Source organism: Novosphingobium sp. FW305-C-30-35 (assembly GCF_058783135.1).
In genome coordinates this window covers 457,663-482,431 of record NZ_JBYSYJ010000001.1, presented here as the reverse complement: position 1 = coordinate 482,431, position 24,769 = coordinate 457,663, and the positions used below count along the sequence as shown (strand labels likewise).

General features: G+C 63.4%; 25 protein-coding genes. 15 read left to right on the top strand and 10 right to left on the bottom strand.

The features are described from left to right. Positions 1-73 precede the first annotated feature (73 nt). Positions 74-1,681 (top strand): lysine--tRNA ligase, encoded by a 1,608-nt coding sequence (locus AC3WLM_RS02555; RefSeq protein WP_193828039.1) that lies wholly within the window; start codon positions 74-76, stop codon positions 1,679-1,681. Here AC3WLM_RS02555 and AC3WLM_RS02550 read toward each other — a convergent pair whose 3' ends face one another. Next, positions 1,682-3,553 carry a DUF885 domain-containing protein gene (locus AC3WLM_RS02550; RefSeq protein WP_492476509.1) on the bottom strand — a complete coding sequence of 624 codons (1,872 nt, stop codon included), beginning with the start codon at positions 3,551-3,553 and terminating at the stop codon, positions 1,682-1,684. Then, positions 3,544-4,107: a prolyl hydroxylase family protein gene (locus tag AC3WLM_RS02545; protein ID WP_492476508.1), complete on the bottom strand. Its 564-nt coding sequence runs from the start codon at positions 4,105-4,107 to the stop codon at positions 3,544-3,546. Before AC3WLM_RS02545 ends, AC3WLM_RS02550 begins: the two co-directional genes overlap by 10 nt. A gap of 378 nt (positions 4,108-4,485) precedes the next feature. Between AC3WLM_RS02545 and AC3WLM_RS02540 the strand changes: the two genes are divergently transcribed. Beyond that, positions 4,486-4,854: a MarR family transcriptional regulator gene (locus AC3WLM_RS02540; protein ID WP_039331512.1), complete on the top strand. Its 369-nt coding sequence runs from the start codon at positions 4,486-4,488 to the stop codon at positions 4,852-4,854. Positions 4,855-4,912: 58 nt separating this feature from the next. Here AC3WLM_RS02540 and AC3WLM_RS02535 read toward each other — a convergent pair whose 3' ends face one another. After that, positions 4,913-5,848, bottom strand: coding sequence for an RcnB family protein (locus AC3WLM_RS02535; protein ID WP_492476507.1), 936 nt, complete (start codon positions 5,846-5,848; stop codon positions 4,913-4,915). Positions 5,849-6,039: 191 nt separating this feature from the next. Between AC3WLM_RS02535 and AC3WLM_RS02530 the strand changes: the two genes are divergently transcribed. The 3 genes from AC3WLM_RS02530 to AC3WLM_RS02520 all read left to right on the top strand — a co-directional run bounded on the left by AC3WLM_RS02530 (position 6,040) and on the right by AC3WLM_RS02520 (position 8,052). Next, a complete protein-coding gene (locus AC3WLM_RS02530) occupies positions 6,040-6,627 on the top strand; it encodes a flavin-binding protein (RefSeq protein ID WP_492476506.1) in 588 nt (195 codons plus the stop codon). Between the two features lie 75 nt (positions 6,628-6,702). Beyond that, positions 6,703-7,566, top strand: coding sequence for an AraC family transcriptional regulator (locus AC3WLM_RS02525; protein ID WP_492476505.1), 864 nt, complete (start codon positions 6,703-6,705; stop codon positions 7,564-7,566). A 12-nt stretch (positions 7,567-7,578) separates the two neighbouring features. Further along, positions 7,579-8,052 (top strand): DUF6265 family protein, encoded by a 474-nt coding sequence (locus AC3WLM_RS02520; protein WP_492476504.1) that lies wholly within the window; start codon positions 7,579-7,581, stop codon positions 8,050-8,052. A 199-nt stretch (positions 8,053-8,251) separates the two neighbouring features. Here the strand turns inward: AC3WLM_RS02520 and ettA are convergent, their stop codons facing one another. Next, a complete protein-coding gene (ettA, locus tag AC3WLM_RS02515; RefSeq protein ID WP_039331432.1) occupies positions 8,252-9,925 on the bottom strand; it encodes an energy-dependent translational throttle protein EttA in 1,674 nt (557 codons plus the stop codon). A gap of 136 nt (positions 9,926-10,061) precedes the next feature. Between ettA and AC3WLM_RS02510 the strand changes: the two genes are divergently transcribed. Beyond that, positions 10,062-11,390, top strand: a complete 1,329-nt coding sequence (locus tag AC3WLM_RS02510) for a M28 family peptidase (protein ID WP_492476503.1) — start codon at positions 10,062-10,064, stop codon at positions 11,388-11,390. A gap of 104 nt (positions 11,391-11,494) precedes the next feature. On the opposite strand, the gene AC3WLM_RS02505 is transcribed toward AC3WLM_RS02510, so the two are convergent. Next, the gene (locus AC3WLM_RS02505; protein WP_492476502.1) at positions 11,495-12,499 is read right to left on the bottom strand and encodes a sensor histidine kinase; all 1,005 of its coding nucleotides are present in this window, start codon (positions 12,497-12,499) and stop codon (positions 11,495-11,497) included. 120 nt (positions 12,500-12,619) lie between these two features. Next, positions 12,620-13,867, bottom strand: a complete 1,248-nt coding sequence (locus tag AC3WLM_RS02500) for an acetyl-CoA C-acetyltransferase (RefSeq protein WP_492476501.1) — start codon at positions 13,865-13,867, stop codon at positions 12,620-12,622. A 139-nt stretch (positions 13,868-14,006) separates the two neighbouring features. Here AC3WLM_RS02500 and AC3WLM_RS02495 point away from each other — a divergent pair, with 139 nt between their 5' ends. The 7 genes from AC3WLM_RS02495 to trxB all read left to right on the top strand — a co-directional run bounded on the left by AC3WLM_RS02495 (position 14,007) and on the right by trxB (position 19,189). Beyond that, positions 14,007-15,209 (top strand): M20 metallopeptidase family protein, encoded by a 1,203-nt coding sequence (locus AC3WLM_RS02495; RefSeq protein ID WP_492476500.1) that lies wholly within the window; start codon positions 14,007-14,009, stop codon positions 15,207-15,209. Between the two features lie 59 nt (positions 15,210-15,268). Then, on the top strand, positions 15,269-15,640 hold the full coding sequence (locus tag AC3WLM_RS02490; protein WP_052241897.1) for a hotdog fold thioesterase: 372 nt from the start codon (positions 15,269-15,271) through the stop codon (positions 15,638-15,640). 74 nt (positions 15,641-15,714) lie between these two features. Continuing rightward, positions 15,715-16,260 (top strand): PAS domain-containing protein, encoded by a 546-nt coding sequence (locus AC3WLM_RS02485; RefSeq protein ID WP_492476499.1) that lies wholly within the window; start codon positions 15,715-15,717, stop codon positions 16,258-16,260. After that, complete coding sequence (locus AC3WLM_RS02480) at positions 16,257-16,826, top strand: HWE histidine kinase domain-containing protein (RefSeq protein ID WP_492476498.1); 570 nt, start codon at positions 16,257-16,259, stop codon at positions 16,824-16,826. Before AC3WLM_RS02485 ends, AC3WLM_RS02480 begins: the two co-directional genes overlap by 4 nt. Continuing rightward, on the top strand, positions 16,823-17,209 hold the full coding sequence (locus AC3WLM_RS02475; RefSeq protein ID WP_118074107.1) for a response regulator: 387 nt from the start codon (positions 16,823-16,825) through the stop codon (positions 17,207-17,209). Before AC3WLM_RS02480 ends, AC3WLM_RS02475 begins: the two co-directional genes overlap by 4 nt. A 113-nt stretch (positions 17,210-17,322) precedes the next feature. After that, the gene (locus AC3WLM_RS02470; protein ID WP_427464544.1) at positions 17,323-18,117 is read left to right on the top strand and encodes a tyrosine-protein phosphatase; all 795 of its coding nucleotides are present in this window, start codon (positions 17,323-17,325) and stop codon (positions 18,115-18,117) included. A 97-nt stretch (positions 18,118-18,214) separates the two neighbouring features. Next, positions 18,215-19,189, top strand: a complete 975-nt coding sequence (trxB, locus tag AC3WLM_RS02465) for a thioredoxin-disulfide reductase (protein ID WP_039331423.1) — start codon at positions 18,215-18,217, stop codon at positions 19,187-19,189. Here trxB and AC3WLM_RS02460 read toward each other — a convergent pair. The 4 genes from AC3WLM_RS02460 to AC3WLM_RS02445 are packed head-to-tail and all read right to left on the bottom strand — an operon-like array spanning position 19,186 to position 21,937. Next, a complete protein-coding gene (locus tag AC3WLM_RS02460) occupies positions 19,186-19,974 on the bottom strand; it encodes a hydrolase 1, exosortase A system-associated (protein WP_492476497.1) in 789 nt (262 codons plus the stop codon). The two genes, trxB and AC3WLM_RS02460, sit on opposite strands and share 4 nt — an antisense overlap. Beyond that, complete coding sequence (locus tag AC3WLM_RS02455; protein WP_193828053.1) at positions 19,971-20,642, bottom strand: alpha/beta hydrolase family protein; 672 nt, start codon at positions 20,640-20,642, stop codon at positions 19,971-19,973. The genes AC3WLM_RS02460 and AC3WLM_RS02455 overlap by 4 nt, the downstream gene beginning before the upstream one ends. Beyond that, positions 20,639-20,896: an acyl carrier protein gene (locus AC3WLM_RS02450; RefSeq protein WP_039331417.1), complete on the bottom strand. Its 258-nt coding sequence runs from the start codon at positions 20,894-20,896 to the stop codon at positions 20,639-20,641. The genes AC3WLM_RS02455 and AC3WLM_RS02450 overlap by 4 nt, the downstream gene beginning before the upstream one ends. 36 nt (positions 20,897-20,932) lie before the next feature. Further along, complete coding sequence (locus AC3WLM_RS02445; RefSeq protein ID WP_492476496.1) at positions 20,933-21,937, bottom strand: GNAT family N-acetyltransferase; 1,005 nt, start codon at positions 21,935-21,937, stop codon at positions 20,933-20,935. Positions 21,938-21,954: 17 nt separating this feature from the next. Between AC3WLM_RS02445 and AC3WLM_RS02440 the strand changes: the two genes are divergently transcribed. Beyond that, on the top strand, positions 21,955-23,481 hold the full coding sequence (locus AC3WLM_RS02440; protein WP_492476495.1) for an acyl-CoA ligase (AMP-forming), exosortase A system-associated: 1,527 nt from the start codon (positions 21,955-21,957) through the stop codon (positions 23,479-23,481). Further along, positions 23,478-24,704 (top strand): pyridoxal-dependent decarboxylase, exosortase A system-associated, encoded by a 1,227-nt coding sequence (locus AC3WLM_RS02435; RefSeq protein WP_492476494.1) that lies wholly within the window; start codon positions 23,478-23,480, stop codon positions 24,702-24,704. Before AC3WLM_RS02440 ends, AC3WLM_RS02435 begins: the two co-directional genes overlap by 4 nt. Positions 24,705-24,769 lie beyond the last annotated feature (65 nt).

The window sequence follows — 24,769 nt, the reverse complement described above, 5'->3', positions numbered from 1 at the left end:
CGCCCTTTCGTCGTCTGGTCATCCCCGGTTTTCTCTTGCACCCGTCGCGCCCACGCGCAAAAGGGCGGGCACCATGACAGACGCAATCAGCACCGCCGCCCAGACCTCCAAGGCTTGGCCCTTCGAGGAAGCCCGCAAGCTCATAAAGCGGTTCCCCGGCGGCAAACGCGATGCGTCAGGCGAACTGGTCCCGGTTCTGTTCGAAACCGGTTATGGTCCTTCGGGCCTGCCGCACATCGGCACGTTCCAGGAAGTCCTGCGCACCACGCTGGTTCGCCGTGCCTATGAAGTGCTGACGGGAGGCCATCCCACACGCCTCGTCGCCTTCTCCGACGACATGGACGGCTTGCGCAAGGTGCCGGACAACGTGCCGAACAAGGCGCTGCTCGATGCCCATCTCGGCCATCCGCTCAGCCGCATTCCCGACCCTTTCGAGAAGTTCGAAAGCTTCGCGCACCACAACAACGCCATGCTGCGCGATTTCCTCGATCGCTTCGGCTTCGATTACGAGTTCGTCTCGGCTTCGGACCGCTACAATTCCGGCGCCTTCGACGACGCATTGAAGGGCGTGCTGCGCAACTGGCAGGCGATCATGGACATCATGCTCCCCACCTTGCGCGAGGAACGCCGGAAGACCTATTCGCCGGTCCTGCCTGTCTCGCCGACCACCGGCGAAGTGCTGCAGGTGCCGGTCGAGGTGGTCGATGCCGAAGCCGGCATCGTCCGCTTCACCGACAGCAATGGCGAAACCATCGAACACACCATCCTCGGCGGCTGGTCCAAGCTGCAGTGGAAGGTCGATTGGGCGATGCGCTGGGTCGCGCTTGGCGTCGATTACGAGATGTGCGGCAAGGACCTCACCGACAGCGTCACGCAGTCGGGCAAGATCGCCCGCGTGCTCGGCGGCCAGCGCCCCGAGGGCCTGATCTACGAACTCTTCCTTGATGAGAAGGGCGAGAAGATCTCCAAGTCCAAGGGCAACGGCCTGACCATCGAGCAGTGGCTCGAATACGGCAGTGAGGAGTCCCTGGGCTTTTACCTCTTCCGTGAGCCCAAGAGCGCCAAGTCGCTCCACGTCGGGATCATCCCCCGCGCGGTCGACGAATACTGGCAGTTCCGCGAAAAGATCCCGACCCAACCGATCGAACAGCAGCTCGGCAACCCCGTATGGCACCTGTTGCGCACTAACGGTCCGGCCGAGGGTGAGGGCGAAAAGCTCCCGGTCACGTACGGCCTGCTGCTCAACCTCGTCGGCGTATTGGGCGCGCAGGCCACGCGCGATCAGGTCTGGTCGTATCTTGGCAACTATGTCGAGAACGCCGATCCTGCAGCGCACCCCGCACTCGATGGCCTCGTCACCCGCGCTCTGGCCTACAACCGCGATTTCATCGCCCCGACTTTGCAGCGCCGCAAGCCGGAAGAGAACGAGGCAAAGGCTCTGGCAGCGCTCGACGAGGAACTCGCCGGTACGTCCGACGATGCCACCGCAGAGGAACTGCAGAACATCGTCTACGAGATCGGCAAGGACCCGCATTACGGGTTCGAGCAGCTCCGCGACTGGTTCAAGTGCCTCTATGAAACGCTTCTGGGCTCCAGCGCCGGACCGCGCATGGGCAGCTTCATTGCGCTCTACGGCGTCAGCAATACTCGCAAGCTGATCGCCGAAGCGCTCGGCGATTGATCAACGGGCAGCGCGGGTGCGTGCGATCCACCCGCGCACCTTGCCTTCCAGCACTTTCATCGGCAGCGCTCCACTCCCCAGCACCTGGTCGTGGAATGCGCGGATGTCGAACTTTCGGCCAAGCGCAGACTCTGCTTCCTTGCGCAGCCGCTGGATCGTAAGCGCCCCGATCTTGTACGATAGCGCTTGTCCCGGAATGGCAATGTAGCGGTCGACTTCCGCCTCGGCGTCGCTGCGGCCCATGCCCGAATTGGCAAGCATGTAATCTACCGCCTGCTCGCGGGTCCACCCCTTTGCGTGAAGGCCCGTATCCACCACCAGCCGCATCGCCCGCAGCATCTCGTCGTCCAAGGTGCCCCAATGCTGCATCGGGTCCTTGTAGAGACCCATCTCGAAACCCAGGGTTTCGGCGTAGAGCGCCCAGCCTTCGATGTAGGCGTTATTGCCGCCAAAGCGCTGGAAATCGGGCAGTGCCGTGTTCTCTTGGGCAAGGCTGATCTGGAAGTGATGGCCCGGCGCGCCTTCATGCAGGTAAAGTGTGGTCACGCCCGTCAGGTATCGGCTCTTGAGGTCGTAGGTGTTGAAGAAGAACGTGCCCGGCTGCACGCCATCGGGCGTCCCTTGCGCATAGCTCCCACCTGCTTCGAACTTCGCGCGATAGGCAGGGTAGGGCTGGATCTGCAGGGGCGTGCGCGGCAAATGCAGGAAGTAGCGTGGAGCCAGCGCATCAACCTTGCGACCGACCGCGCGAAAGCCCTCCGCGAGCTGTTGTTCGGTTCTGGGGTGGTAGCGCGGATTGGTTCGCAGATCGTCGAAGAACCCGCGCAAGGGACCGGTATAGCCCAGCTCCGTCTTGACCTGCTCCATCTCGGTCTGGATTCGCGACACTTCGCCCAGGCCCATTGCGTGAACGGTCTCGGGGTCGAGATCGAGCGTGGTATAGGCCCGAATCAGTTCGCGGTAGAGCGGGCCACCTCCCGGCAAGGCAGAGAGGCCCACCTGCTCGCGGGCTGCAGGGCGATAGTCATCCGCCAGAAACCGACGCAGCTTCCAATAGGCCGGGTAGATGTCGCGCCGTGTGACTGCATACAGATCCCTGCGCAGCCGCAGTTTCTCCGCGCTTGAAAAGGTGCTGGGAAAGCTGCGCGCCGGGCTGGTGAATGGCGATCGCTCGACCGGCTGGGCCAGCAGGGCATCGATCTGCGCGATCATGTTGTCCACCGTCAGCCTCGGCTCGGTCACTCCGCTTGCCATTCCCTCGCGGAAGCGCGCAGTAGCCTGATCGAAGACGCGCCCGAGCACGCGGTGCCGTGCGATCAGAAGCTCGTAATCGCGCGTCGTCTCCAGGGCGATGCCGCTGCCCGGAGATGACAGTTCGGGGTAGGAAACGTGGAAACCGCCAAAGTGGTTGAACGGGCGAACCTCGGTCAATGCCAGAAGATCGGGTTGCAGCAGTGCGGCGTCTGCGCTTTTTGCATCGATCAGCACTTCGCGCGACAGGCGATGTTGCTCGTCCAGTTTGCTGGGGCTTATTTGCCGCAGCCGCGCCAGCAGTTGCGCATTTGCCTCGCGCCGCTCCCTGGCAAGTTCTGGCGAGAACAACTGCAGGAATGCCTCGACCGAAACGCGCTGGCCTTGCTGCAGGGCGCCAACAGGATCGAGCGCGAAGCCTTGCCGCATTTCATCGGCAAAGATCCGCTCAAGCTGGGCATTTTCCGGAAGACCGGATGATGCCTGAGGGCCATTGTCGATCTGCGCGGCGACAACGGAAGAACCTGTGGCAGCAGTTGCAGCAGTTGCAGCATGGCTTGCGCCCGGCTGCAACAAAGCGAGTGCAATCAGGCCGTGCCAGGCCCCCCATTTCAGTGCCACGGGCGCGACCTGTACCACTTGGTCAGGACATACTTCTTGCCGCGCACAACCGGCGTTCCGGCGTGCAGGGCATCAGGATTTGGTGTGCCGTCGGGCTTCATGTTGTTCCAGAGCAAGAGCGCACCCGGTTGCGGCGGGATGGAGAGGTTGACACGGGTGAAGTCGGTTGTCCCGCCTTCCTCCACGGCGTTGAGATACGCCATGGCCGTCCAACTACGCTGGCCGCCGCGTTTCTGTTCCGTATCCCAGAAGTGCTGCGAAGGCAGAAAGTGGTCATAGTGGCCACGAAACTCCTGTCCCGGTTCGTAGCGTTGCCCCTGGATCGTCTCGCCGAACGCGGGATCGATTCCGATCAGGTCGTCAATCCGGCGCTGCAGCATGAGGATGAAAGGGTCAAACGGATCCACGTCCCCGGTATAGCTGGTTCGGCCAGTCGCGTCCGTACCTTTGTAGGTGGGGGAGGGGCGCGCCACCTTGTCGACGATCGCGATCAGCCTTTCGCACTCTGCGGCCGAAAAGAAATCCGCCACGCCAAAGATCTCGAGCCCATCCACCGGGATACGATAGACGCCAGAGTCGTTTGCGAGACGCTTGCGGACTGTCTCTCCGATCAAACGCAGCGCCGAAGTCTCTGCATATGACTGACTCTTCTTTGAAAACAATCCCATATTGCACGATCTCATGTTGGAATCGGCTCGTCACCGCAATCCAGTTCAATTGATCCGAACCGGACTAATACTATGGATTTGGCGAAGCTTTCTGCAGTCCTTTGCGTTAACCAAACTTCCTTATGAGGTCATCTCGGGTCACCAATAGATCATGAACGCTGCCAGACCTTCAAGGGTCGGTATCTGCAAAGCCGCAATGCCACTTGTCGGCGCCGGGTGCCAGCACGCTCCTCGTGATTTCTTGTCGCTCGCATGGAGCATTGCTTGGACGCTTACGTAGATCCCAACGCCGAAATCCTGCGTCTTGCAAAGGCGCTCTACAACCTGCGTCGCAAACGTGACGAGGCAAGCGGGCGACCAGGCCTTTTCGCAGAGCCCGGCTGGGACATCCTTCTTGATCTGTTCATCGCCGACTGCCGCCGCACCGATATCCAGGTGTCGAGCGTCTGTCTCGATGCGGGAATTCCGTCGACGACTATCCTGCGCTGGATTGCTCGCCTTGAAGAGGAAGGGCTGATCTTTCGCGAACCGGATAGTACTGATGCCCGCCGCCGCTATGTGCGGCTGACGGGGCAAGGACGTGAAATGATGACAAACGTGCTGCGCGCGCTGGCGGAGTACAGCAGGGCCTGACCGCGCACGAAAAAGGCCCCCGCACCGTCTGGTGCAGGGGCCGGATGGGTTGCCCGACTTACCAGAAGAAGTCGTGGATCACGTCCACCACTTCGCCGGAATAGACATCGACCAGCAGCACGTCGTCCCAGTAACGCACCCAGCGATACGGACCGTATGCGGGGGGCAGGCGGTAAGCCCAGGGATCATTGATCCAGTAGTTCTGGCCATAGAAGCCAGAGTTCAGGAAAATGCCGATCGACAGGCGGCTGTAGTTGTACCCACGATAGGGTGAGTAGTACCGTGGCATCCGGTAGATCCCGCGGTTCACGCTGCGGTAGTGGTTCCAGTTGTAGCGGTTGTCCCGCCGCCAGTCATTGCTCCAGCGGCGATAGTCCCCGCGATAACTGTTGCGCCAGTTGTCGCCCCGGCGATCGTCGCGTCGCCAGTTGTCGCGGTTCCAGTCACGCCCGTCGCGATCACGGCTCCAGTTGCGCCCGTCCCGGTCACGGTCACGGTTCCAGTCACGACCGTCGCGGTTCCAATCCCGCCCGGCGTTCTGGTTGCCAGGGTTGGTCCCGTTCCACTGTCTGCCGTCCCAACCGCGCTGCGGCACGGCAGGCCTGCCCGCGTTCTGCGCCGGTGCCGGGCGGTTCACGGTGCCCGATTGCCAGTCGCGGCCCTGCGAACGTCCCCAATCCCGCTGCGAACCCTCGGTCCGCCCCCGCCATGCGGGACGTGACTGGTCAGGCCGTGATTGCTCTGGCCTTGCCTGCGCCTGGGGGTTGGACCCGCCCCAAGCCGGACGCTGAACCTGCGGTGCGGCGGGACCCTGCACTTGTGGTGCCTGCGGACGTTGCGCCTGCTGGTTGCGAAAATCACCACCACCGCGCCAGTTGCCACCACCGCGGTTCTCACCGCCCCGATTTTCACCGCCGCGCTGCCAACCGCCACCACGCTCTTCGCGCTGTTGCTGCTGGGCGAATGCCGTGGATGGAATTGCTGTTGCGGTCATGGCCACAGCCAGTGCGTAAAGTGCACTGCTTCTGAAGATTGACTTGCCGGACATCGTGACCGACCCTTTCCCGATATGAAGAGCCGCGACACCCTTCGCAGCTTTAATACGATGGTAGTAAACGATTCGCGCTGTCCGATGTCTGAACCGGGTTGGTAGCCTTTTGTTCAGGTTCGTATGGGGAAAGATGAATGGAGTTGACGCTCGATAGCGTTCTTGCCGATGCTACCGATCGCCTTGCCAAGGCTGCAAGGCAGCGCCGCAGTGCAATGCACACGCCGGTCGTCGGCACTGCTGATGGCGATCTCAGGATGATGGTCCTGCGCGAGGCGACACCGGACCTGACCCTGCGTTTCCACACCGACCTGCGCAGTCCCAAGTGCGCGCTGATCGGCAATTGCGCCCCGGTCAGCGTCCTTGCCTACGATCCCGAAACCCGCGTCCAGATCCGCATGCGCGGTGAAGGGCGGATCGAACATCGCGGTCCTGTCGCCGATGCCGCATGGCAGTGCGCCACCGCCTCCAGCCGTCGCTGTTACCTCGCCGGGGAAGGCCCGGGCGCCGTGCTGGAGGCCGCCGGGTCGACCATTCCCGAACACCTCCTGCACCTTGCGCCGACCATCGATGAAACCTTGCCCGGCCGCGGCAACTTCGCCGTCCTGCTGGTCGAAGTGCGGAGCCTTGATTGGTTGCACCTCACCCACGAAGGCGGCACCCGCGCCCGCTTCACCCGCCAAGACGCAGCCTCTCCGTGGCAAGCTGCGTGGCTCGCTCCCTAGAAAGCGCAAGATCGGGAACGACAAGACCCCGGCAGCGAGACATGAGGGCAGTGCATGAGACCCGGAAGGACGCGCATGAAGCCTGACCAACGCAGCCGCTACGCCACTCGCATCGAACGCGCCATTGCCCTGCTCGAACGCAGTCTCGCCACAGGCGAAGTGCCAAGCCTCGCGGACCTTGCAGCCGAAGCGGCGATGTCGGAATATCACTTTCACCGGATATTTCGCCTGATGACCGGCGAAGCTCCCGGTGCCGCCATTACCCGCGCACGCCTCGCCGGAAGCCTGCCCGCTCTGTCAGCGCAAGGCATCAGCGCCGCCACCGGGCAGAGCGGTTATGCCACCACGCAAGCCTATGCCCGCGCCCTGCGTGCCACGACGGGCCAGACGCCGTCTGCCCTCGGCAGTGACCCGCAAAGCCTCAGCAACACCGCCAAAGCCTTGGGCGAGCCCCGATCGGACCCGCAGAGCGCGCTGCGCATCGAGATCGTCGAACTCGCCCCGCTGCGCCTGCTCGCCGTCCGTAATGTCGGCGCCTATTCCGAACTGAACCGCGGCTTTGGACGGTTGTTCGAACTCGTGCTTGCCCAGATGGGGCCGGAAAGCCTGCAGGCGATCTGGGGCATGCCGCACGACGATCCCCGCCACGCCGCGCCCGAAGCCTGCCGCTTTACCTGCGCCCTCGATACCGGCGGTCTCGGCACGCCCGGCGGCGACCTTGAAGAGCGCCAGATTCCGGGCGGCCCGCACCTTTCGTTCTTCGCTACCGGCAATTATGATGACCTGCATGGCCTGATCGACACGCTTTACGCAGAGCTGCTCGCGCGCGATCTGGAACTGGGTGAGGGGCCTGTCCTGATCAACTACCTCGACGATGCCGACGAAGTAGCCCCGCCACACCAGCGCGCGCACGTCTATCTGCCACTGGCGCTCGACTGAGGAGAGGAAACCATGAAGCTGCTCCTGTCCGCCCTCGCCGCCCTGCTGCTCACCCCGATCACCGCCCACGCCGCACCGCCTGCAACATTGGCGGACGTCGCCTGGCTGGAGGGTTCTTGGGAAGGCGAGGGCATCGAAGGCGCACCCGCGCTCGAAGCCTATGCCCCGGCAGCTGGCGGGCAGATGGTCGGCCACTTCCGCCAGTTGAACAAGGACGGCACGGTGATGTTCTATGAACTCATCACCATCGTCGAAGAAGGCGGCTCGCTCACCTACCGCCTCAAGCACTTTAACGCCGACCTCACCGGCTGGGAGGAAAAGGACAAGGTCACGTCCTTCCCCTTGACCGAGCGCAAGGGCGACCGCCTCGATTTCTCCGGCCTTGTCTACGAACGCACCGGCAAGAACACCATGACCGCCTCGGTCACGGTCAAGGAAGGCGGCAAGACCGAAACCCTCACCTTCCGCTTCCGCCGCAAGGGCTGATCCCCTTGGTCGTCATCTTGTGCGGCAGGTCGGTGCATTCTCACCGTCATGCTGAACTTGTTTCAGCATCCATCCCTCGCCAAACACCGTCCGTGCGTGTGGCGAGATGGACCCTGAAACAAGTTCAGGGTGACGAAATAGGATGACGCCCCGCCCGCCAAGATGGCCAGCGGGGCGCGCCCATTACTGACAAAGAAGATCAGCGCGTCAGTTTCTTGTACGCCAACGCGGTCGGACGATCTGCCGCGTCACCCAGGCGGCGGCGCTTGTCTTCCTCATAGGCCGCGAAGTTGCCTTCGAACCATTCGACGTGGCTGTTGCCCTCGAACGCCAGAATGTGCGTTGCCAGACGGTCAAGGAAGAAGCGGTCGTGCGAAATGACCACGGCGCAACCGGCGAAGTTCTCGATCGCGTCTTCCAGTGCCGCCAGCGTTTCCACGTCAAGGTCGTTGGTCGGTTCGTCCAGCAGCAGCACGTTGCCGCCGGCCTTCAGCATCTTGGCCATGTGCACGCGGTTGCGCTCACCGCCCGAAAGCTTGCCGACGTTCTTCTGCTGGTCCGGACCCTTGAAGTTGAACGCGCCGACGTAGGCGCGGGTCGACATGTCCTGCCCGTTGACCTTCATGTAATCGAGGCCGTCCGAGATTTCCTGCCACACGTTGTTGGCGGGGTTCAGGTCGTCGCGGCTCTGGTCGACATAGCCGAGGTGAACGGTCGAGCCGATTTCCACCGTGCCGCTGTCGGGCGTTTCCTTGCCGGTCAGGATCTTGAACAGCGTGGACTTGCCCGCACCGTTCGGCCCGATCACGCCGACAATGCCACCGGGCGGCAGCATGAACGACAGGTCTTCGAACAGCAGCTTGTCGCCATAGGCCTTCGAGATGTTCTTCACCTCGATCACCTTGCCGCCAAGGCGCTCGGGCACCTGGATGACGATCTGGGCCTTGCCGACCGGACGGTTGTCCTGGGCGTTCTGCAGTTCCTCGAACTTGCGGATACGCGCCTTGGACTTGGTCTGCCGCGCGGCCGGGGTCTGGCGGATCCACTCGAGTTCGCGCTGCAGCGCCTTCTGCTTGCCGCTTTCCTCACGCTCTTCCTGGGCCATGCGCTTGGCCTTGGTTTCGAGGTAGGTCGAATAGTTGCCCTCGTAGGGGAAGTACTTCCCGCGGTCGAGTTCGAGGATCCAGCCCACCACGTTGTCGAGGAAATAGCGGTCGTGGGTGATCATCAGCACCGCGCCGGCATAATCCTTGAGGTGGTTTTCCAGCCATTCGACGGATTCAGCGTCAAGGTGGTTGGTCGGTTCGTCCAGCAGCAGGATCGAAGGCTTCTGGATGAGCAGGCGGGTCAGCGCGATGCGGCGCTTTTCACCGCCCGAAAGGCTCGCCACCGACCAGTCGCCGGGCGGGCATCGCAGCGCTTCCATCGCGATTTCGAGTTGGTTGTCGAGCGTCCAGCCATCCACCGCGTCGATCTTGTCCTGCAACTCGGCCATCTCGGCACCGAGCGCATCGAAGTCGGCATCTTCCTCGGCCATTTCCATGCCGATCTGGTTGAAGCGCTCGACCATGTCGGCGATCTCGCGCGCACCGTCCTTGACGTTCTCGAGCACGGTCTTGCTCTCGTCGAGCTGCGGTTCCTGCTCAAGGTAGCCGACGGTGATGTTTTCACCCGGCCAGGCTTCGCCGGTGAAGTCCTTGTCGATCCCGGCCATGATCTTGATCAGGGTGGATTTACCGGCACCGTTCGGGCCGACGATGCCGATCTTGGCACCCTGATAGAACTGCAGGTTGATATTGCTCAGCACCGGCTTCTGCGCGCCGGGGAAGGTCTTCGTCATGTCTTTCATGACGTAGGCGTATTGGGCAGCCATCTCGGGTCCTTGGGTAGAAGGCAAAAACTGTTGCGCGCCCTCTATCCGAGCGCGAAGGGTCGGGCAAGCGGGGCTTGTGCGACAAGGGCGGCGCGCAGGGCTTGGCAGGCGGTGGGCCGGGCGATAGCACGGTTGCATGAGAAACCATGCTCGCGCCCTTGCGCTCATCGCCACCCTTTCCGTCTCAACCGCTTATGCGCAGGATCCGAAGGGCGATGTCGCCTGGGACCTGCTCGCCGGGCTTACCAGCGAAGTCGGGCCGCGCATGCCCGGGTCCGAAGCCGAAGCGCGCGCCCGCGTCTGGGCCGAAGCGCGATTGAAGGCGCTGGGCTTCAGCAAGGTCGCGGTCGAGCCGTTCAGGATCCGCGGCTACGTGCGCGGTCGGGACGAAGGCAGCCTTCTCGCGCCGATCCCGTTCAAGCTTGCGATTACTGCACTGGGCTACAGCGGCACTACCCCGGAAAAGGGCATCGAAGGCGATGTCGTCTATTTCCCCACGCTCGATGCGCTGAAGGCCGCGCCGGCCGGCTCGCTCAGCGGCAAGATCGCCTTCATCGACCACGCGATGAAGCGCAACCAGGACGGCAGCGGTTATGGTCCCTACGGGCAGGTCCGCCGTGCGGGGCCAGCTATCGCCTCGGGCAAGGGCGCGATCGGCGTGGTGATCCGCTCCATCGGTACCGACAGTCACCGCAACCCCCATACCGGCGGCACCACGTTCCCCGATGGCGTCAAGCCGATCCCGGCAGGCGCGGTCTCCAATCCGGATGCCGACCTGATCGCCCGCATAGCGCGCAGCGGCAAGGCAATCCGCCTCAGTCTCACGCTCACCGGCAAGACCACCGACAATCTTCCCTCGGGCAACGTCATCGGCGATCTGCCGGGCCGCGATCCCTCGCTCCCGCCGATCCTGCTCGGCTGCCACCTCGATAGCTGGGATCTCGGCACCGGCGCGATTGACGACGCAGCGGGGTGCGCCATCATCACCGCTGCCGCCTTGAAGGCGCAGGAGGGCGGCGCGCCCTTGCGCACCATCCGCGTTCTCTGGGCAGGCTCGGAGGAACTCGGCGGCTTCGGCGGCAAGGCTTACGCGGAAAAGCACAGCGAACCCCACGCCCTCGCGATGGAGAGCGACTTCGGCGCCGCCCGCGTCTGGCGCGTCCAGTTCAACATGGCCGACAAGGCCCTGTCCGACCGCATCGCCGCAGCCTTGTCACCGATGGGTATCGTCCGTGGGAGCGGCAAGGCCGATGGCGGGACCGACGTCGAGCCGGTGATCGAAAAGCAGAAGCTCAGCGTGGTCGACCTGAACCAGGGCGGCACCCATTACTTCGATCTTCATCACACGCCTGACGACACCCTGGACAAGGTCGATCCCGCCGAATTGGCGCAAAATGTCGCTGCCTGGGCCGAGGTCCTGAAGGTCGTCGCCAACGAAGCGGGACCGATCGCTGCGGCACCGTGATCGTGCATGGGCAAAGCCCCGCCCAGTGGGGCGCTTGCCTACACGAGTCAGGGGGGAGTTAGGGGTGAGTTGCGGTAGAGTTGGGGGAGAGTTGGAAACTGCCCTCAGCCCTCCGGAAACTCGACAATCGTCCTCACCCCGTTGCTGCCGTCGACCGTGATCGTGCCGCCGAGCTGGGTGGCAAAGCCCTTGGTGATGGCAGTGCCCAGGCCGCGATGGCGCGGGACGTCGGCGTGTTCCGGGGAAAGGCCGCGCCCGTTGTCGGCAATCGTCAGGCGCAGCCGTCCGGGGCTGGCTGGTTCCAGCGTGAGACGCACCTCGCCGGATGAACCCTCTGGAAAAGCGTGTTTTATCGAGTTGTTGAGCACTTCCGTGATGAGTAGCATCAGCGTCATCATACGGTCTACGGCAAGGGGTGCATCGACAGCGTTGATGATTACCTTGACGTCCTCGGCCCCGGCCACGTCCTGCGCCTGAGCCACGACATTTTCGATCTGTTCGGGCAGGGGAATCTCACGGGCCGCCGGATTGTAAAGTTGGCGATGCACGCGGCCCATCAGTTCGATGCGCTGGTCGGCGCTTTCAAGGACCGTGAGAGCGATTTCCGGCGTCCGCTCGATCTGTCGGCGCTGGATGCGCAGCATCGAGGAGACCGAGGCGAGGTTGTTCGCCACGCGGTGCTGAAGTTCCTGAAAAAGCAGGGTTTGCTGGTCTGCCATCGCGCTCAGCTGGCGCTGGCTTTCGACCAGCTGCTCCTGGCGCTGTTGCAGCCCGTCGATCAGAAGGACATCCACAATCACCACTGCTGCGAAGAATAGCAGCGCGGTCGCCACTGGAGCAGAGAGCACGAAAGTATTCGCTGGCGGAATGAAAAAATACCATGAAGACAACAGACTAAGCACGCCACAGAGCGCGCCGGGGCCGCGTCCGGCAACAAATGCGGTGACGATCACGGCGGGAAAGAACGTCAGGAATGGGAAGCCGGGAGGTAGAAGATTGTCGGCTGCCTGCCTGAGTATCGTGGCGATTATCGCAAGGCCAATCGCCACGCCGTAGCCGGACAGCTTACCGCGCAGGGGTCTGATAAGAGTTCGCGGAAATGCGGGCATATTAGCTCGACAAATGCCAGCGCTGGCGACGTATTGCAACGTAACATTTGCAACTTCTTGAAAAACAATGGCCCGGCATTCGATCGCCGGGCCACTAATTGTCTCGAGTATTTACTTTGGTTAAATGCGTTCGATAATGATCGCCGGTGCCATGCCGCCAGCAGCACACATCGTTACAAGGCCGTAGCGTCCGCCCGAACGTTCGAGTTCATCGAGAGCGGTGCCGATCAGGATCGAACCGGTTGCGCCGATCGGGTGGCCAAGCGCCATGGCGCCGCCGTTGATGTTCACCTTTTCGCGATCGAGTTCGAGGTCGCGGATGAATTTTTCCGCAACGACAGCAAAGGCTTCGTTGATTTCCCAGACGTCGATATCGTCCTTGGAAAGCCCGGCCTTGGCCAGCACCTTTTTGGCGGCAGGCACGGGCGCGTTCAGCATCAACGTCGGATCATCGCCCTGGTTGGCGTAAGCCACAATGCGGGCGCGCGGCTTGAGGCCGTGCTTTTCGGCATAGGCGGGCGAAACGATCAGCAGCGCCGCTGCGCCATCAACCACGCCCGAGGAGTTGCCCGCGTGATGGAAGTGCTGGATTTCCACGTCAGGATAACGGCGGTTGATCTGCTTGCGGAAAGACGTGCCGCCAAGATCGAAGTCGGCAAGGCCGGCAAAACTCGGCTTCAGCGCGGCGAGGCCTTCGGCAGTTGTTTCGGGGCGCGGGAATTCCTCGCGGTCGAGCGCGACCGAACCGTCCTCGTTCAGGACCGGCACGACCGACTTGTTGAAGCGGCCTTCCTTGATCGCGCGGTCGGCGCGCTGCTGGCTGACGAGGGCAAGCGCGTCGAGCGCTTCGCGGCTGATGCCTTCGATGCTGGCGATGGCATCGCCACACACGCCCTGGTGCGATTGCGGATGCAAGGCGTCGAGCGCCAGGTTGCCTGAGCCCATGCCCAGTGGCTTGATGCCCGCATTGGCCTGTTCCGCTCCGTGCGCGGCGGTGAAGCTCATCATTTCGGTACCGCCGGCGATGACGCAGTCTTCCATCCCCGACATCACGGAGGCGCAGGCCAGGTTCACCGAGGTGATGCCGCCGCCGCAGAAGCGGTCAAGCGTCGTGCCCGACGCCTTGATGTCGTACCCCGCTGCCAGCGCCGCCATGCGGCCCAGGTCGCCGCCTTGCTTGCCGACCTGCGAGGAGGTTGACCAGATGATGTCGTCCACCGTCGCGGTATCGAGATTGTTGCGCTCCTTCAGGGCCTTGAGGACAGTCGCGGCGAGGTGCTGCGGGTGCAGGTGCGAAAGCGCGCCCTTGCCGGGCTTGCCGACCCCGCGCGGAGTGCGGACGGCATCGATGATATAGGCTTCGGGCATCGGGACTCTCTCCGTCAGTGGACTATTTAATCGAACGATTAACGCGCTCTGCCCGCTGGTGCAAGTCCCAAGGCCAAGTCTCGACAGCAGCGCTGCAACGTGCCAGCCTAGTGCCGATCCCTTCCACAAGAGGCCTCCGATGCTTCATCCCGACTTGCTCGAACAGGCGCGAGGCCTTTCCGATTCGATCGTCGCGCTGCGCCGTGCGATCCATGCCGAACCCGAACTCGGCCTGCACACGCCCAAGACCCGGGACAAGGTCCGCGCCGCGCTCGCTCATCTTCCACTGACATGGCGTGAGGGGCCATCGACGACCGGGCTGGTGGCCACGCTGAAAGGCAGGGCCGGACCTGGACGGCGTGTCCTCCTGCGCGGCGACATGGACGCGCTGCCCATGACCGAAGAGACCGGGCTCGACTTCTCCTCCACCATCCCGGGCGCAATGCACGCCTGCGGCCATGACACGCACACCGCCATGCTGGCAGGTGCCGCCGAACTGCTCTGCGCCCGGGCTGATGACCTTGCAGGCGAGGTGCAGTTCATGTTCCAGCCGGGCGAAGAGGGATTCCATGGCGCTCGCTTCATGCTCGAAGACGGGCTGATAGATCCGCTGCCCGATGCTGCCTTTGCCCTGCACATCATGCCCAACAGTCCGCATGGCCTTGTGGCCGGTCGGGCAGGGCCATTGCTTGCTTCGGCAGACCAGTTCGACATCGTCGTGCACGGCCGGGGCGGCCATGCCTCGATGCCGCACGATGCGCTCGATCCGGTGCCAGTGGCTTGTGAGATCGTCACCGCGCTCCAGACGGTCGTCACAAGGAAATTCCCGGTGAGCGATCCCGTCGTCGCCACAGTCGCGAAGATCGAGGCGGGCACGGCCCACAACGTGATCGCCGACCGGGTCGCCATGCGCGGCACGTTGCGCACGCTTTCTGCCACCAATCGCGCGCGCATCCATGAAGCATTGAAGTTGGTAGCGACGAACATCGCCGCGGCCCACGGGATTACGGCCGAAGTCGCGATCACACCGGGGTTCCCTGTCACCGTATGCGATGGGCGCGCGGTTGACCTTGGCGAGAGGGTGGTTCGCGATCTTACCGGCGAGCATGGCTTTCACCGGCTGGACGCTCCGATCATGGGGGCGGAAGACTTTTCCTATGTGCTTGAAAAGGTGCCCGGAGCGATGTTCTTCCTTGGCGTGGCCCATGAAGGCGTAGACTGGCGCTCTTGCTGTTCGATCCACTCCACCAGAATGATGGTGGACGAAAGCGTGCTGCCGCTCGGCACTGCCGTTCTGGCAGGCTGCGCCGTGCGGTTCCTTGCGGAAGGATTTGCTGCTTGATCTGGTGGAATGGTGAGAAGCCCTCGCTCGAGCGACTGACGAAATTGGGCAGTTCCTCGATGCCGGCGCACCTTGGCATCGAGTTCCATGATTGTGGCGATGACTGGATTTCCGCGCGCATGCCGGTCGACCATCGCACGCATCAGCCTTTTGGTCGGTTGCACGGTGGCGCATCGGTTGCGCTGGCAGAAACGATCGGTTCCATGGCAGGAGCCATGGTGGTGGACCCTGACCGGTTCGCTTGCGTGGGGATGGAAATCAACGCCAATCACCTGCGACCGGTGCGCGACGGGTGGGTTTATGCGACGGCGCGGCCCGAGGCGTTGGGGCGTAGCACCCACGTCTGGTCCATCCGGATCGTCGATGAACTGGACAAGCTCGCTTGTATATCCCGGTTGACACTCGCCGTCATTCCGCTGGAACGAAAATGATGCCCATGAATTTAATGCTTTTTTCCGGAACCAAGCAGTAGGAACTGCATTTTCGGTGGCAGGTAGCCACTGATATGAACCGTAACACTTCAGATAACATCCCTGAGTCCGGCCCGATCGATCAGGCCCACACCGTGTTTGATCCATCCGTGGCGCGTTTTCGTGCGCAACACCCCGAAGATACGTTCGACGGAGCATCTGGCGTTCTGTTCGAGCAGGCGATGGCGCAGACGCGCATGGCGATCTGCCTGTGCGATCCGCATCAGGATGACATGCCCATCGTCTTTGCCAATCGGGCGTTCCGTCACCTCACCGGATATGACGAAGACGAAATCGTCGGACGCAATTGCCGTTTCCTGCAAGGCCCGGATAGCGATCGTTCCTCTCTGGTGCGGATCCGCAACGCGTTGGATCGCGAGGACGTAACGGTTGTCGAACTGCTGAACTACCGGAAGGACGGCAGCTCGTTCTGGAATGCCCTGCATCTGGGGCCGGTCTACGACGCCGAAGGAAAACTGGTCTATTTCTTCGGCAGCCAGTGGGATGTTCCGACGTGCGCGCGGCGCGGGCCGACGAGTTGCACGCGCGCGAGCTGGCACGCGAACTGTCGCATCGCATGAAGAACATGTTTGCCGTGATCGGCGGCATCGTCAACTTCACCGGCAGGGTTCGCGGCATCGAGGCCGAAGCGCGGGAAATCAACGACAGAATCCAGGCGCTTGGCCGGGCTTACGAAACCACCCTCGATGATTCTCATCGCGGCACCGTCGAGGTTGGTCAGGCCATCCGTGCCGTCCTGGCGCCTTACGATCCGGATGGGACGCGCATCATTTTCGAGGGCAACGGGCTCAGGTCGGATTTTGCATCGGTCTCGGTGCTCGGACTGTCGCTTCACGAACTGGCGGTGAACGCCATCCGTTACGGCGCCCTCAGTCGGGATGACGGGCGGGTGACGGTCGGCTGGCAGCGCAATGGTTCCGCCGAGAGCCCGGCGATACGCATCGACTGGGTGGAACATGGGCGCGGAACCGACGCTTTGCTGCAAGAGGCGGCGGCAGGTTCGGTCGGGGTGGATGGTATCGTAGACCGCATGCTTGGCATGGCCAGGGGAGGAATTGTGAGAGAACTGAACAGCGAAGGGCTTCACGCCCGTCTCAGCATCCCCTTGCGGGATGCCGGCGAATGAGCGGGATGCATCACGCTTCGTCGGAGCCGTGCCGCGTGCTCGTGCTTGATGATGAACCGCTAATCCTGCTCGATCTGGAATTTGCGGTCGAAGATGCCGGGTGCAAACCATTGACGGCACTCGATCTGATGGAGGCGCTCTCCATCGTCCAGAACAACGCGATTTCCGCGGCCATTCTCGACGTTTCGCTGGGCCAAGGGCAAACCTGCGAGCAGGTGGCACGGACGCTTGCGGCAATGGGCGTTCCTTACGTGCTTCACACCGGCGACCTTGATCGCATGGACGAAGCCGTGCGGCGGCTGGGCGGAACCCTGGTGCCCAAGCCGACACCGGCCGCAGTAGTTGTGGCGCGCGCGCTCGAACCGCTGGCCGTGCGGCAATAAAGGGCCAAACCCGCTACGGGTCGGGAGGCATCGTCACGACGTGAAACGTCAGACCGACTCGCTTGCACGCTCGGGCAAAGCTGCCATTGCTGAGCGCAGGCAAGGACGGTGAAATGAGCGAGCAGGAACAGGCCAGGGTGCTGGCGATGGCCGGAATCCACAATTTCCGGGACTATGGCAACTATGCCGCGCGCGGTGGTCGGTTGCGCAAGGGCGTCCTGTGGCGCTCGGGTCAGCATAGCGAGGCAACGGCTGAGGATCTCGAGAAAGTCCACGCCTTGCAGATCGCCACCGTCATCGACCTGCGCGGTGATAGCGAGCGCGCTGCCAATCGCTGCCTCAGGCACCCCGAGTTCGAGGGCAGCGTGCTTTTCCATCCTGGCGAAACTGCAAGTGCGGCTGGGCGCGCGGTGCACGAAGAGATGGCGCGCGATGTGCGCACTGCCGACGATGCGCGAGAGGCCATGCTTGCTCTTTACGAAACGCTGCCATTCCGGCCTGTCCTGGTCGGGACCTACCGTCTGTACATGCACGCCTTGGCCGAACGCGACACGCCGAGCCTGTTGCACTGTCTGGCCGGCAAGGACCGGACCGGCCTCGCCGCTGCGCTGGTCCACGATATGCTGGGCGTGCACCACGATGATATCGTGGCGGACTATCTGCTCACCAATACTGCGGGCAATGCCGAGGCGCGCATCGAAGCCGGGGCGCGGCATGTGCGCGAGGGTTTCGGCATATCGATGGATGATGCCGCGGTGCGCGTGCTGATGGGCGTCGAGGCGCAATTTCTCGAGCGCGCGTTCGCAGCGATCCGGGAACGCCACGGCAGCGTGGAGGCCTATGCGCGGGAGGTGCTCGGCGTGACACCGCAGGTGCTCGCCGCGATCGAAGCCAACCTCGTCGAATAAAGAAAATCTGTCGGATAGCTGCGGAAAAAGCGGGGGGCGCGGACTGGCTTTTGCGCCCTGCGCTGCTTATCTCGCTGGCGACTGGAGGACTTTTCCCATGGCGACCACGCACAAGACCCGCATGCTCATCATCGGTTCCGGCCCGGCCGGGCTTTCCGCCGCGATCTATGGCGCGCGCGCGGGGATGCAGCCGATCGTGGTGCAGGGGCTGCAGCCCGGCGGCCAGCTGACCATCACCACCGATGTCGAGAACTACCCGGGGTTTCGCGACGTGATCCAGGGCCCGTGGCTGATGCAGGAAATGCAGGCCCAGGCCGAACATGTTGGCACGCGGATGATGTGGGACACGATCCTTGAAGTCAGCCTGGATGGCAGCCCGTTCCGCGCCGTCGGCGACAGCGGCGACATCTATGAGGGCGACGTGCTTGTCATCGCCACGGGCGCGCAGGCCAAGTGGCTCGGCGTTCCGGGCGAGCAGGAATTTTCGGGCAAGGGCGTGTCAGCTTGCGCTACCTGCGACGGGTTCTTCTATCGCGGCAAGAAGGTCGTGGTGATCGGCGGTGGCAACACTGCCGTCGAGGAAGCGCTGTACCTTACCAACCATTCGCCCGACGTGACGTTGATCCACCGCCGCGATTCCCTGCGCGCCGAGAAGATCCTGCAGGACCGTCTGTTCGCTCACCCCAACGTCAAGGTGCTGTGGAACCAGAAGGTCGACAGCTTCATCGGCGAAGCGGGCAAGGGCCTGACCGGCGTGAAGGTGATCGACACCGTGACCGGCGCGGAAAGCGTCGTCGAGACCGACGGCGCTTTCGTGGCAATCGGCCATGCCCCGGCGACCGAACTGTTCAAGGGCAAGCTCGAACTCGATGAGAGCGGCTACATCGTGGTGGAACCCGGCACGCCGAAGACCGCGATCCCCGGCGTTTTCGCCTGCGGCGACGTCATGGACCATACCTATCGCCAGGCCGTGACGGCGGCCGGGACCGGCTGCATGGCCGCGCTCGATTCCGAACGCTTCCTTGCCGAGCTGGACTTCAAGGCCGCTCAGGCGGAAGTCGCAGCAGTTTAGGGCCCAAGCACCTCGATCAGCCGCGCGTGAAGCCATTCGCGCGCGGCTTCGTCTGAAAAGCTGTGGGACGCGCTGTCGATGCGCTGGATGCGCAAGTCGGCGCTGTCCCAGACTTCGCTGAACATCTGCGCCGTCCGGTCGCGGCTGGCGAGCAGGATCGTCGCGGCGCCGCTGAAAGCCGCAAGGCCTGTCCTCATCTCCTCGACAAGGCCCGCTGGAGCAGGCGTCGGCGATGCCGCGCTGCATAGCCCTCTGGCGAGCTTTGCGAGGTTCACCCCTCCGGTCAGCAGCCGCCAGACCTCGCGCGGGTTGGCGAGCTTGGCGAGATAACGGCTGCGGATTGCCGAGGCGGGCATGGCGTTTGGGGCTTCCTCGCCATCTATCGTCCAAGGGTTGGCGAGCACGAGAGCATCGATCGGCAGCGCAGGCGCGTTCAGCATCAGCGCTGCGGCCGCATCGCAATTGCCGAACGCGACAATGCGGGCAACATGCGGTGCTGCGGCGCGAAATGCGGCCAGGGCTGCTGCAATATCCGGCCCGGAGTGGCGGAACGAAAGATTCTCGCCCTCACTGTCGCCGACGCCGCGTCGGTCGTAGCGGAACACCGGATAGCCCTCGCTGGCGATGCGAGCGGCCAGTTGCGCCTGTCCGCTCCAGGCGCCCGCGCGCAGTTCATTGCCGCCGGAGACGATCAGCAGACCGGTCGAGTGACTCGCAGCCTCGCGGTCCAGCGTGCCGATAAGCGTCGCCCCCTCGCACGTGAAGGTGAGGTGGCGCCTGGTCATGCGTCGATCTCGGACAGGATCACGCGGACGAGGGCGGCGGACTGTTCGGGCGCCGCCGCTGGTTCTGCCCGCAGCCACAAGCCGCCACCGCCAAGCTGGCCCTGCGCAATGAGGTGGTGCCCCTCGATTTGTGGCAAGGCATTCTCCAGCCCGGCAATCAGCGACGCACCGCAGCGCCATCCGGCAAGTTCCAGCCCTTCGCTGCGGCCAAGTTCGAGCAGCGCCGCACTGTCCTCCTGCACACCGGCTTCGCGTGAGGCAATCACGCGGGCGCGGATCATCTGGCGCAGGATCGCCGCACCCTTTGCAGGTTCGAGCGCCCAGCCCGGCAGTGCGTTGGGAAACACCAGAGCGCCACCACGTACCGCCAGCACGTCGGTCGCCCGGAAGTGGCGTGACACCAGCTGCATCGCGCTGCGCCAACCGTGGAGGCTCTGCGCCTCGAACTGCTGCAGGCTTTCGTGGCAACCTGGCAGGTCGGGCAGGAAGCTGTCGATTCCTGCGTCATCCAGCAGGCGCATGGCATCGACCAGCATCCGCCGCATGCGGTTGGCTTCGTCGAACAAAGGCGGGACGATCAGCAGGCGTTTTTCACGGCCGCGATCGAAGGCAAGCGCATACTCCTCGCTCTGGCCTTCGGGGCCGGGGCAAGGCCAGCGCGCGATCACGCCGTGACTTTGGCTTCCAGGAACGATCGCAGGTTGCCGAAGGTCTCCAGCAGTTCGCCATCGACCTCGTCGTCCTCGATCACGATGTCGAGCCGGTCCTCGATCTCGGTGAGCAGGCCGGCCACAGCCATCGAATCAAGCTCGGGCAGTTCCCCGAACAGGCCGGTCGAGGCATCGAAAGCGGCCACGCGCTCGGCCGAAAGGCCAAGAACGTCCTTGAGGATCGCGCGCAGGGTGCTGTCGGTGTCGCTCATCAGTGTCCAGCTGCCGTTATCAGTTTCATCGGGCCCTTAACCATGGCGGTTCCTGGAGACAAGGGGGCGCAGTGTTCGTGCGGCAAGCGCGCGGACCAGGGAAGGCCAGTGACGGATGGCGTTCTTGCGCCATGCCCGCACGCGCCAGCGGATCCGCACATCTTCCATCCAGTCGCGCTTGTAGGGATCATCGCCAGTGCCGAAATCGATAAGCGATACTCTATCGCAGTCGATCACATGCTCGAACATTGTCGCGCTGAGCAGCGTTCCCGGCGATTGCTTCCGGAAGCGTTCGTCATGCGCAAGCTTGTGAATGAAAGCGGTGCCACCCTCGACAGTCCAGAACTGCGCGGCGACTGGTTGGCCAGCCACCTCGGCAATGCCAAGGCGCAAGCGGCCGGCCTTGCCCTCCATTTCGGCCCATGCCCGAAGGAAATCGGGCGATCCTTCGCCGGGCTTCCAGCTCAGCTTGTAGACCGTCTCGTAAGCGTCCCAATCGGCTTGGGAAAACTGCGTTGCGAGCCGCAGCGTGACTTCGCCTTTCCGGCTCTTGCGCCGGAAGGTTTCGCGCAATGCCCCGGGGCGATCTACCCAGTATTGGGCAAAGCTCCGTCCGTTCACGGCAAGCACGTGGTTGCTGTCGCAGGGCTCGGCGAGCGCGATCCAGCCAGCCTTGCGGAATGCGGAAGCAAGGGCTGTGGCGTCGTCCTCCGGCAAAGGAGCAAACATCGCCCGGTTATGGGGAAGGCTTCGCACGATCTCTGAGAGATGTCTTCCATCACCCAGAAAACGCACGAAAAAACTGTACCAGTTGGCAAGCGTTGCAATCTGCCCATGGTCTTCCAGCCAAGGCATGGCGGTGCATCCCTGCTCGTCCGCGGCAATGGTGACCCGCGCTTTCGCCTCGTCGAGGCAATGCGCTGCGAGCAGGGCAAGCCAGTCGAGCCGCTCGAACGGCGAAGCGCCCTGAGCCGCGATAACGCGCAGGTCCGCTTGCGCTTCCTTAAGACTGGCGTGATAGACGTCCAACGCTCTTGCCATTCCCTATCGAGACCCGAGTGCCACAAACGCCCGATCCCACTGTGTATCCGCTCGACCACCTTGCCTTGCGCGGCGAGCGTGATGCCCCTGCACTGGTGCTCAAGGACCGCACGCTTAGCCATGAAGCGTTAAATGCACGTGTAGGAACCCTTGCGAAGTGGTTGAAATCGCGCGTCGGCGAACCCGGTGGCCGGGTGGCGACCTGGCTGCCCAAAACCGAGCTTGCCTGCCTGATGCCACTGGCTGCGGTACGGGCAGGGCTAATCCACGTACCGATCAACCCGCTGCTCAAGCGCGCACAGGCGGCGCACATCCTGGCCGACAGCGGGGCCGCGCTGCTGATTTCGAACAAGGGCCGCCTCGATACGCTGGAGGAGGGGGACGCATCTTGCCGGGCCATTGAGGAGGCTGCTGTCTGGGCCGAAGCGGAGGCCGAAGGTGGCGCACTTCCGCCGTCTGATGCAGGGCCGGACAGCCTTGCCGCCATTCTCTATACCAGTGGCTCTACCGGGCGTCCGAAGGGAGTGATGCTCAGCCAGGCCAATCTTTGGCTGGGGGCCGTCAGCGTTGCGCATTACCTGCGGATCGCGCCGCAGGACCGCGTGCTCGCCGTACTCCCACTGGCATTCGATTATGGCCAGAATCAGCTGCTGTCCACGTGGTACGCCGGGGGCAGCGTGGTACCGCTGGATTACCTCACGCCGCGCGATGTGGTAAAGGCAGTTGCCCGGCATGGCATCACCACAATCGCTGCCGTGCCGCCGCTCTGGCTGCAACTGGTGGAACTGGAATGGCCGCAGGACGCCGCGCAATCGCTCAAGCGACTGACAAACAGCGGCGGCGCCTTGACGCCCTCGCTGGTCCGCGCGCTGCGGACAAAGTTCCCGGCGGCCGACCTCTATCCCATGTACGGGCTGACCGAGGCCTTCCGGTCGACCTACCTCGATCCCGCGCTGGTCGACGAGCACCCGACTTCGATCGGTAGTGCCATTCCCTTTGCAGAAATTATTGTCATCAATGACTTGGGCGAAGAAGCTCAAGCCGAGGAAGAAGGTGAACTGGTCCACGCTGGGCCGCTGGTCGCACAAGGGTACTGGCAGGACGCAGAGCGCACGGCGGAGCGGTTCAGGCCGGCGCCGGCGTTCTCGAAGCTTGGCGGCATGGCCGTCTGGTCGGGGGACCGGGTGAAGCGCGATGCGCAAGGGTTGCTGCATTTCGTCGGCAGGCGTGACGCCATGATCAAGACCAGCGGCAATCGCGTCAGCCCGCAGGAAGTGGAAGAAGCGGCAGTTGCCACAGGCATCGTTGCCGAGGCGGTAGCGCTGGGATTGCCCGATCCGCAACTGGGGCAAGCGATCCATCTCGTGGCGCGAGCGATGCTCGGTGCCGACAAGGACGGCCTAATTCCTGCCCTGACCCGCGCCTTGCCGAATTTCATGGTGCCGCGCCACGTCCATTGGCGGGAGATCATGCCCGTGAGTCCGAATGGCAAGCTTGACCGGGTTGCGCTGGCTGCAGAACTGGCCGAGGAGACGCAGGCATGAAGCCGCTCGGCCCCATTCCATCGGGTTACACCGCCATCGACGGTGTCCTGGCAATCGCCGGGCGCAAGGCGACCGAACTTGTTGCGGAAGCGGGCGTAACGCCCCTGTTCGTATATTCGCGCGATCTTCTGACGGCGCGGGTGGCGACATTGCGCGCCGCGATGCCGGAACGGCTTTCCATCCATTATGCAGTCAAAGCAAACCCTTACGGGCCATTGCTCAAGCATATGCTCGGGCTGGTGGATGGTTTCGATATCGCCTCAGGCGGCGAACTATCCATCGTCCGCGCGGCCGGCGTTGACCCGGCCCGGGTCAGCTTCGCGGGCCCCGGCAAGCGCGACGCGGAGCTTGAGGCAGCGATTGCGACGGGAGCAACCCTGAACCTCGAATCCGAGGGGGAAGCCAGCCGCGCTCTGGCCATTGCCGAACGAGTGGGCGTTCGTCCCCGGCTTGCCATTCGGGTCAATCCGGATTTCGACCTCAAAGGGTCGGGCATGAAGATGGGCGGCGGGGCCAAGCCCTTCGGCATCGATGCGGAACGCGTACCGGCGCTCGCGCGCAAGTTGCTTGCTGCAGGAGCGGACTGGCAGGGTTTCCATATCTTTGCCGGAAGCCAGGCGCTTTCAGCCGACGCGATCATCCAGACTCAGGGCCAGACCCTGGCACTGGCGGCGCGCCTTGCCGAGGAAACCGGGGTTCCTCTGCCAAAGTGCAATCTCGGAGGCGGGTTCGGCATTCCCTATTTCCCGGGGGATGAACCGGTCGACATCTGCGCGGTCGGCGAGGCCTTGGCCGAGCGCTTTGCCGATCTGCCCGAAGTTCTGCGCGACACGGCCTTCTGCATCGAGCTTGGCCGCTATCTCGTTGGCGAAGCAGGCGTTTATCTTGCGACCGTGGTGGATCGCAAGGAGAGCCATGGCGAGATCTACCTCGTCACCGATGGCGGCCTGCATCACCAGCTAGCCGCCTCGGGCAACTTCGGCACAGTGGTCAGGCGCAATTATCCCAGTGCCATCGCCACGCGCTTCGATGCGCCGGTAGAGGAGGAGGCAAGCATTGTCGGATGCCTGTGCACTCCGCTCGATCGGCTGGCCGACAAGGGTGGTTTCCCGCGGGCTGATGCCGGCGATATCGTCGCCATTTTCTGCGCCGGTGCCTATGGAGCGAGCGCCAGCCCGGCGATGTTCCTTGGCCAGGGGCCGGCCGCGGAAATGCTTGTCTGACAAGAGCATAGGTTCCGGCTGTTAACGGATGACTCCGCGCCAGTCCCGTTACGGGACGGCGGCGA

Bases quoted from the DNA above. Each gene is read 5' to 3' on its own strand.
- AC3WLM_RS02500 (WP_492476501.1), bottom strand. From the start codon at position 13,867: ATGCCCGAAGCCTATATCATCGATGCCGTCCGCACTCCGCGCGGGGTC.
- AC3WLM_RS02530 (WP_492476506.1), top strand. From the start codon at position 6,040: ATGGAGTTGACGCTCGATAGCGTTCTTGCCGATGCTACCGATCGCCTT.
- AC3WLM_RS02535 (WP_492476507.1), bottom strand. From the start codon at position 5,848: ATGACCGCAACAGCAATTCCATCCACGGCATTCGCCCAGCAGCAACAG.
- AC3WLM_RS02445 (WP_492476496.1), bottom strand. From the start codon at position 21,937: ATGGCAAGAGCGTTGGACGTCTATCACGCCAGTCTTAAGGAAGCGCAA.
- AC3WLM_RS02510 (WP_492476503.1), top strand. From the start codon at position 10,062: ATGAGAAACCATGCTCGCGCCCTTGCGCTCATCGCCACCCTTTCCGTC.
- AC3WLM_RS02485 (WP_492476499.1), top strand. From the start codon at position 15,715: ATGAACCGTAACACTTCAGATAACATCCCTGAGTCCGGCCCGATCGAT.
- AC3WLM_RS02525 (WP_492476505.1), top strand. From the start codon at position 6,703: ATGAAGCCTGACCAACGCAGCCGCTACGCCACTCGCATCGAACGCGCC.
- AC3WLM_RS02450 (WP_039331417.1), bottom strand. From the start codon at position 20,896: ATGAGCGACACCGACAGCACCCTGCGCGCGATCCTCAAGGACGTTCTT.
- trxB (WP_039331423.1), top strand. From the start codon at position 18,215: ATGGCGACCACGCACAAGACCCGCATGCTCATCATCGGTTCCGGCCCG.
- AC3WLM_RS02505 (WP_492476502.1), bottom strand. From the start codon at position 12,499: ATGCCCGCATTTCCGCGAACTCTTATCAGACCCCTGCGCGGTAAGCTG.
- AC3WLM_RS02480 (WP_492476498.1), top strand. From the start codon at position 16,257: ATGAAGAACATGTTTGCCGTGATCGGCGGCATCGTCAACTTCACCGGC.
- AC3WLM_RS02435 (WP_492476494.1), top strand. From the start codon at position 23,478: ATGAAGCCGCTCGGCCCCATTCCATCGGGTTACACCGCCATCGACGGT.
- AC3WLM_RS02495 (WP_492476500.1), top strand. From the start codon at position 14,007: ATGCTTCATCCCGACTTGCTCGAACAGGCGCGAGGCCTTTCCGATTCG.
- AC3WLM_RS02490 (WP_052241897.1), top strand. From the start codon at position 15,269: ATGCCGGCGCACCTTGGCATCGAGTTCCATGATTGTGGCGATGACTGG.
- AC3WLM_RS02520 (WP_492476504.1), top strand. From the start codon at position 7,579: ATGAAGCTGCTCCTGTCCGCCCTCGCCGCCCTGCTGCTCACCCCGATC.
- AC3WLM_RS02475 (WP_118074107.1), top strand. From the start codon at position 16,823: ATGAGCGGGATGCATCACGCTTCGTCGGAGCCGTGCCGCGTGCTCGTG.
- ettA (WP_039331432.1), bottom strand. From the start codon at position 9,925: ATGGCTGCCCAATACGCCTACGTCATGAAAGACATGACGAAGACCTTC.
- AC3WLM_RS02555 (WP_193828039.1), top strand. From the start codon at position 74: ATGACAGACGCAATCAGCACCGCCGCCCAGACCTCCAAGGCTTGGCCC.
- AC3WLM_RS02460 (WP_492476497.1), bottom strand. From the start codon at position 19,974: ATGACCAGGCGCCACCTCACCTTCACGTGCGAGGGGGCGACGCTTATC.
- AC3WLM_RS02470 (WP_427464544.1), top strand. From the start codon at position 17,323: ATGAGCGAGCAGGAACAGGCCAGGGTGCTGGCGATGGCCGGAATCCAC.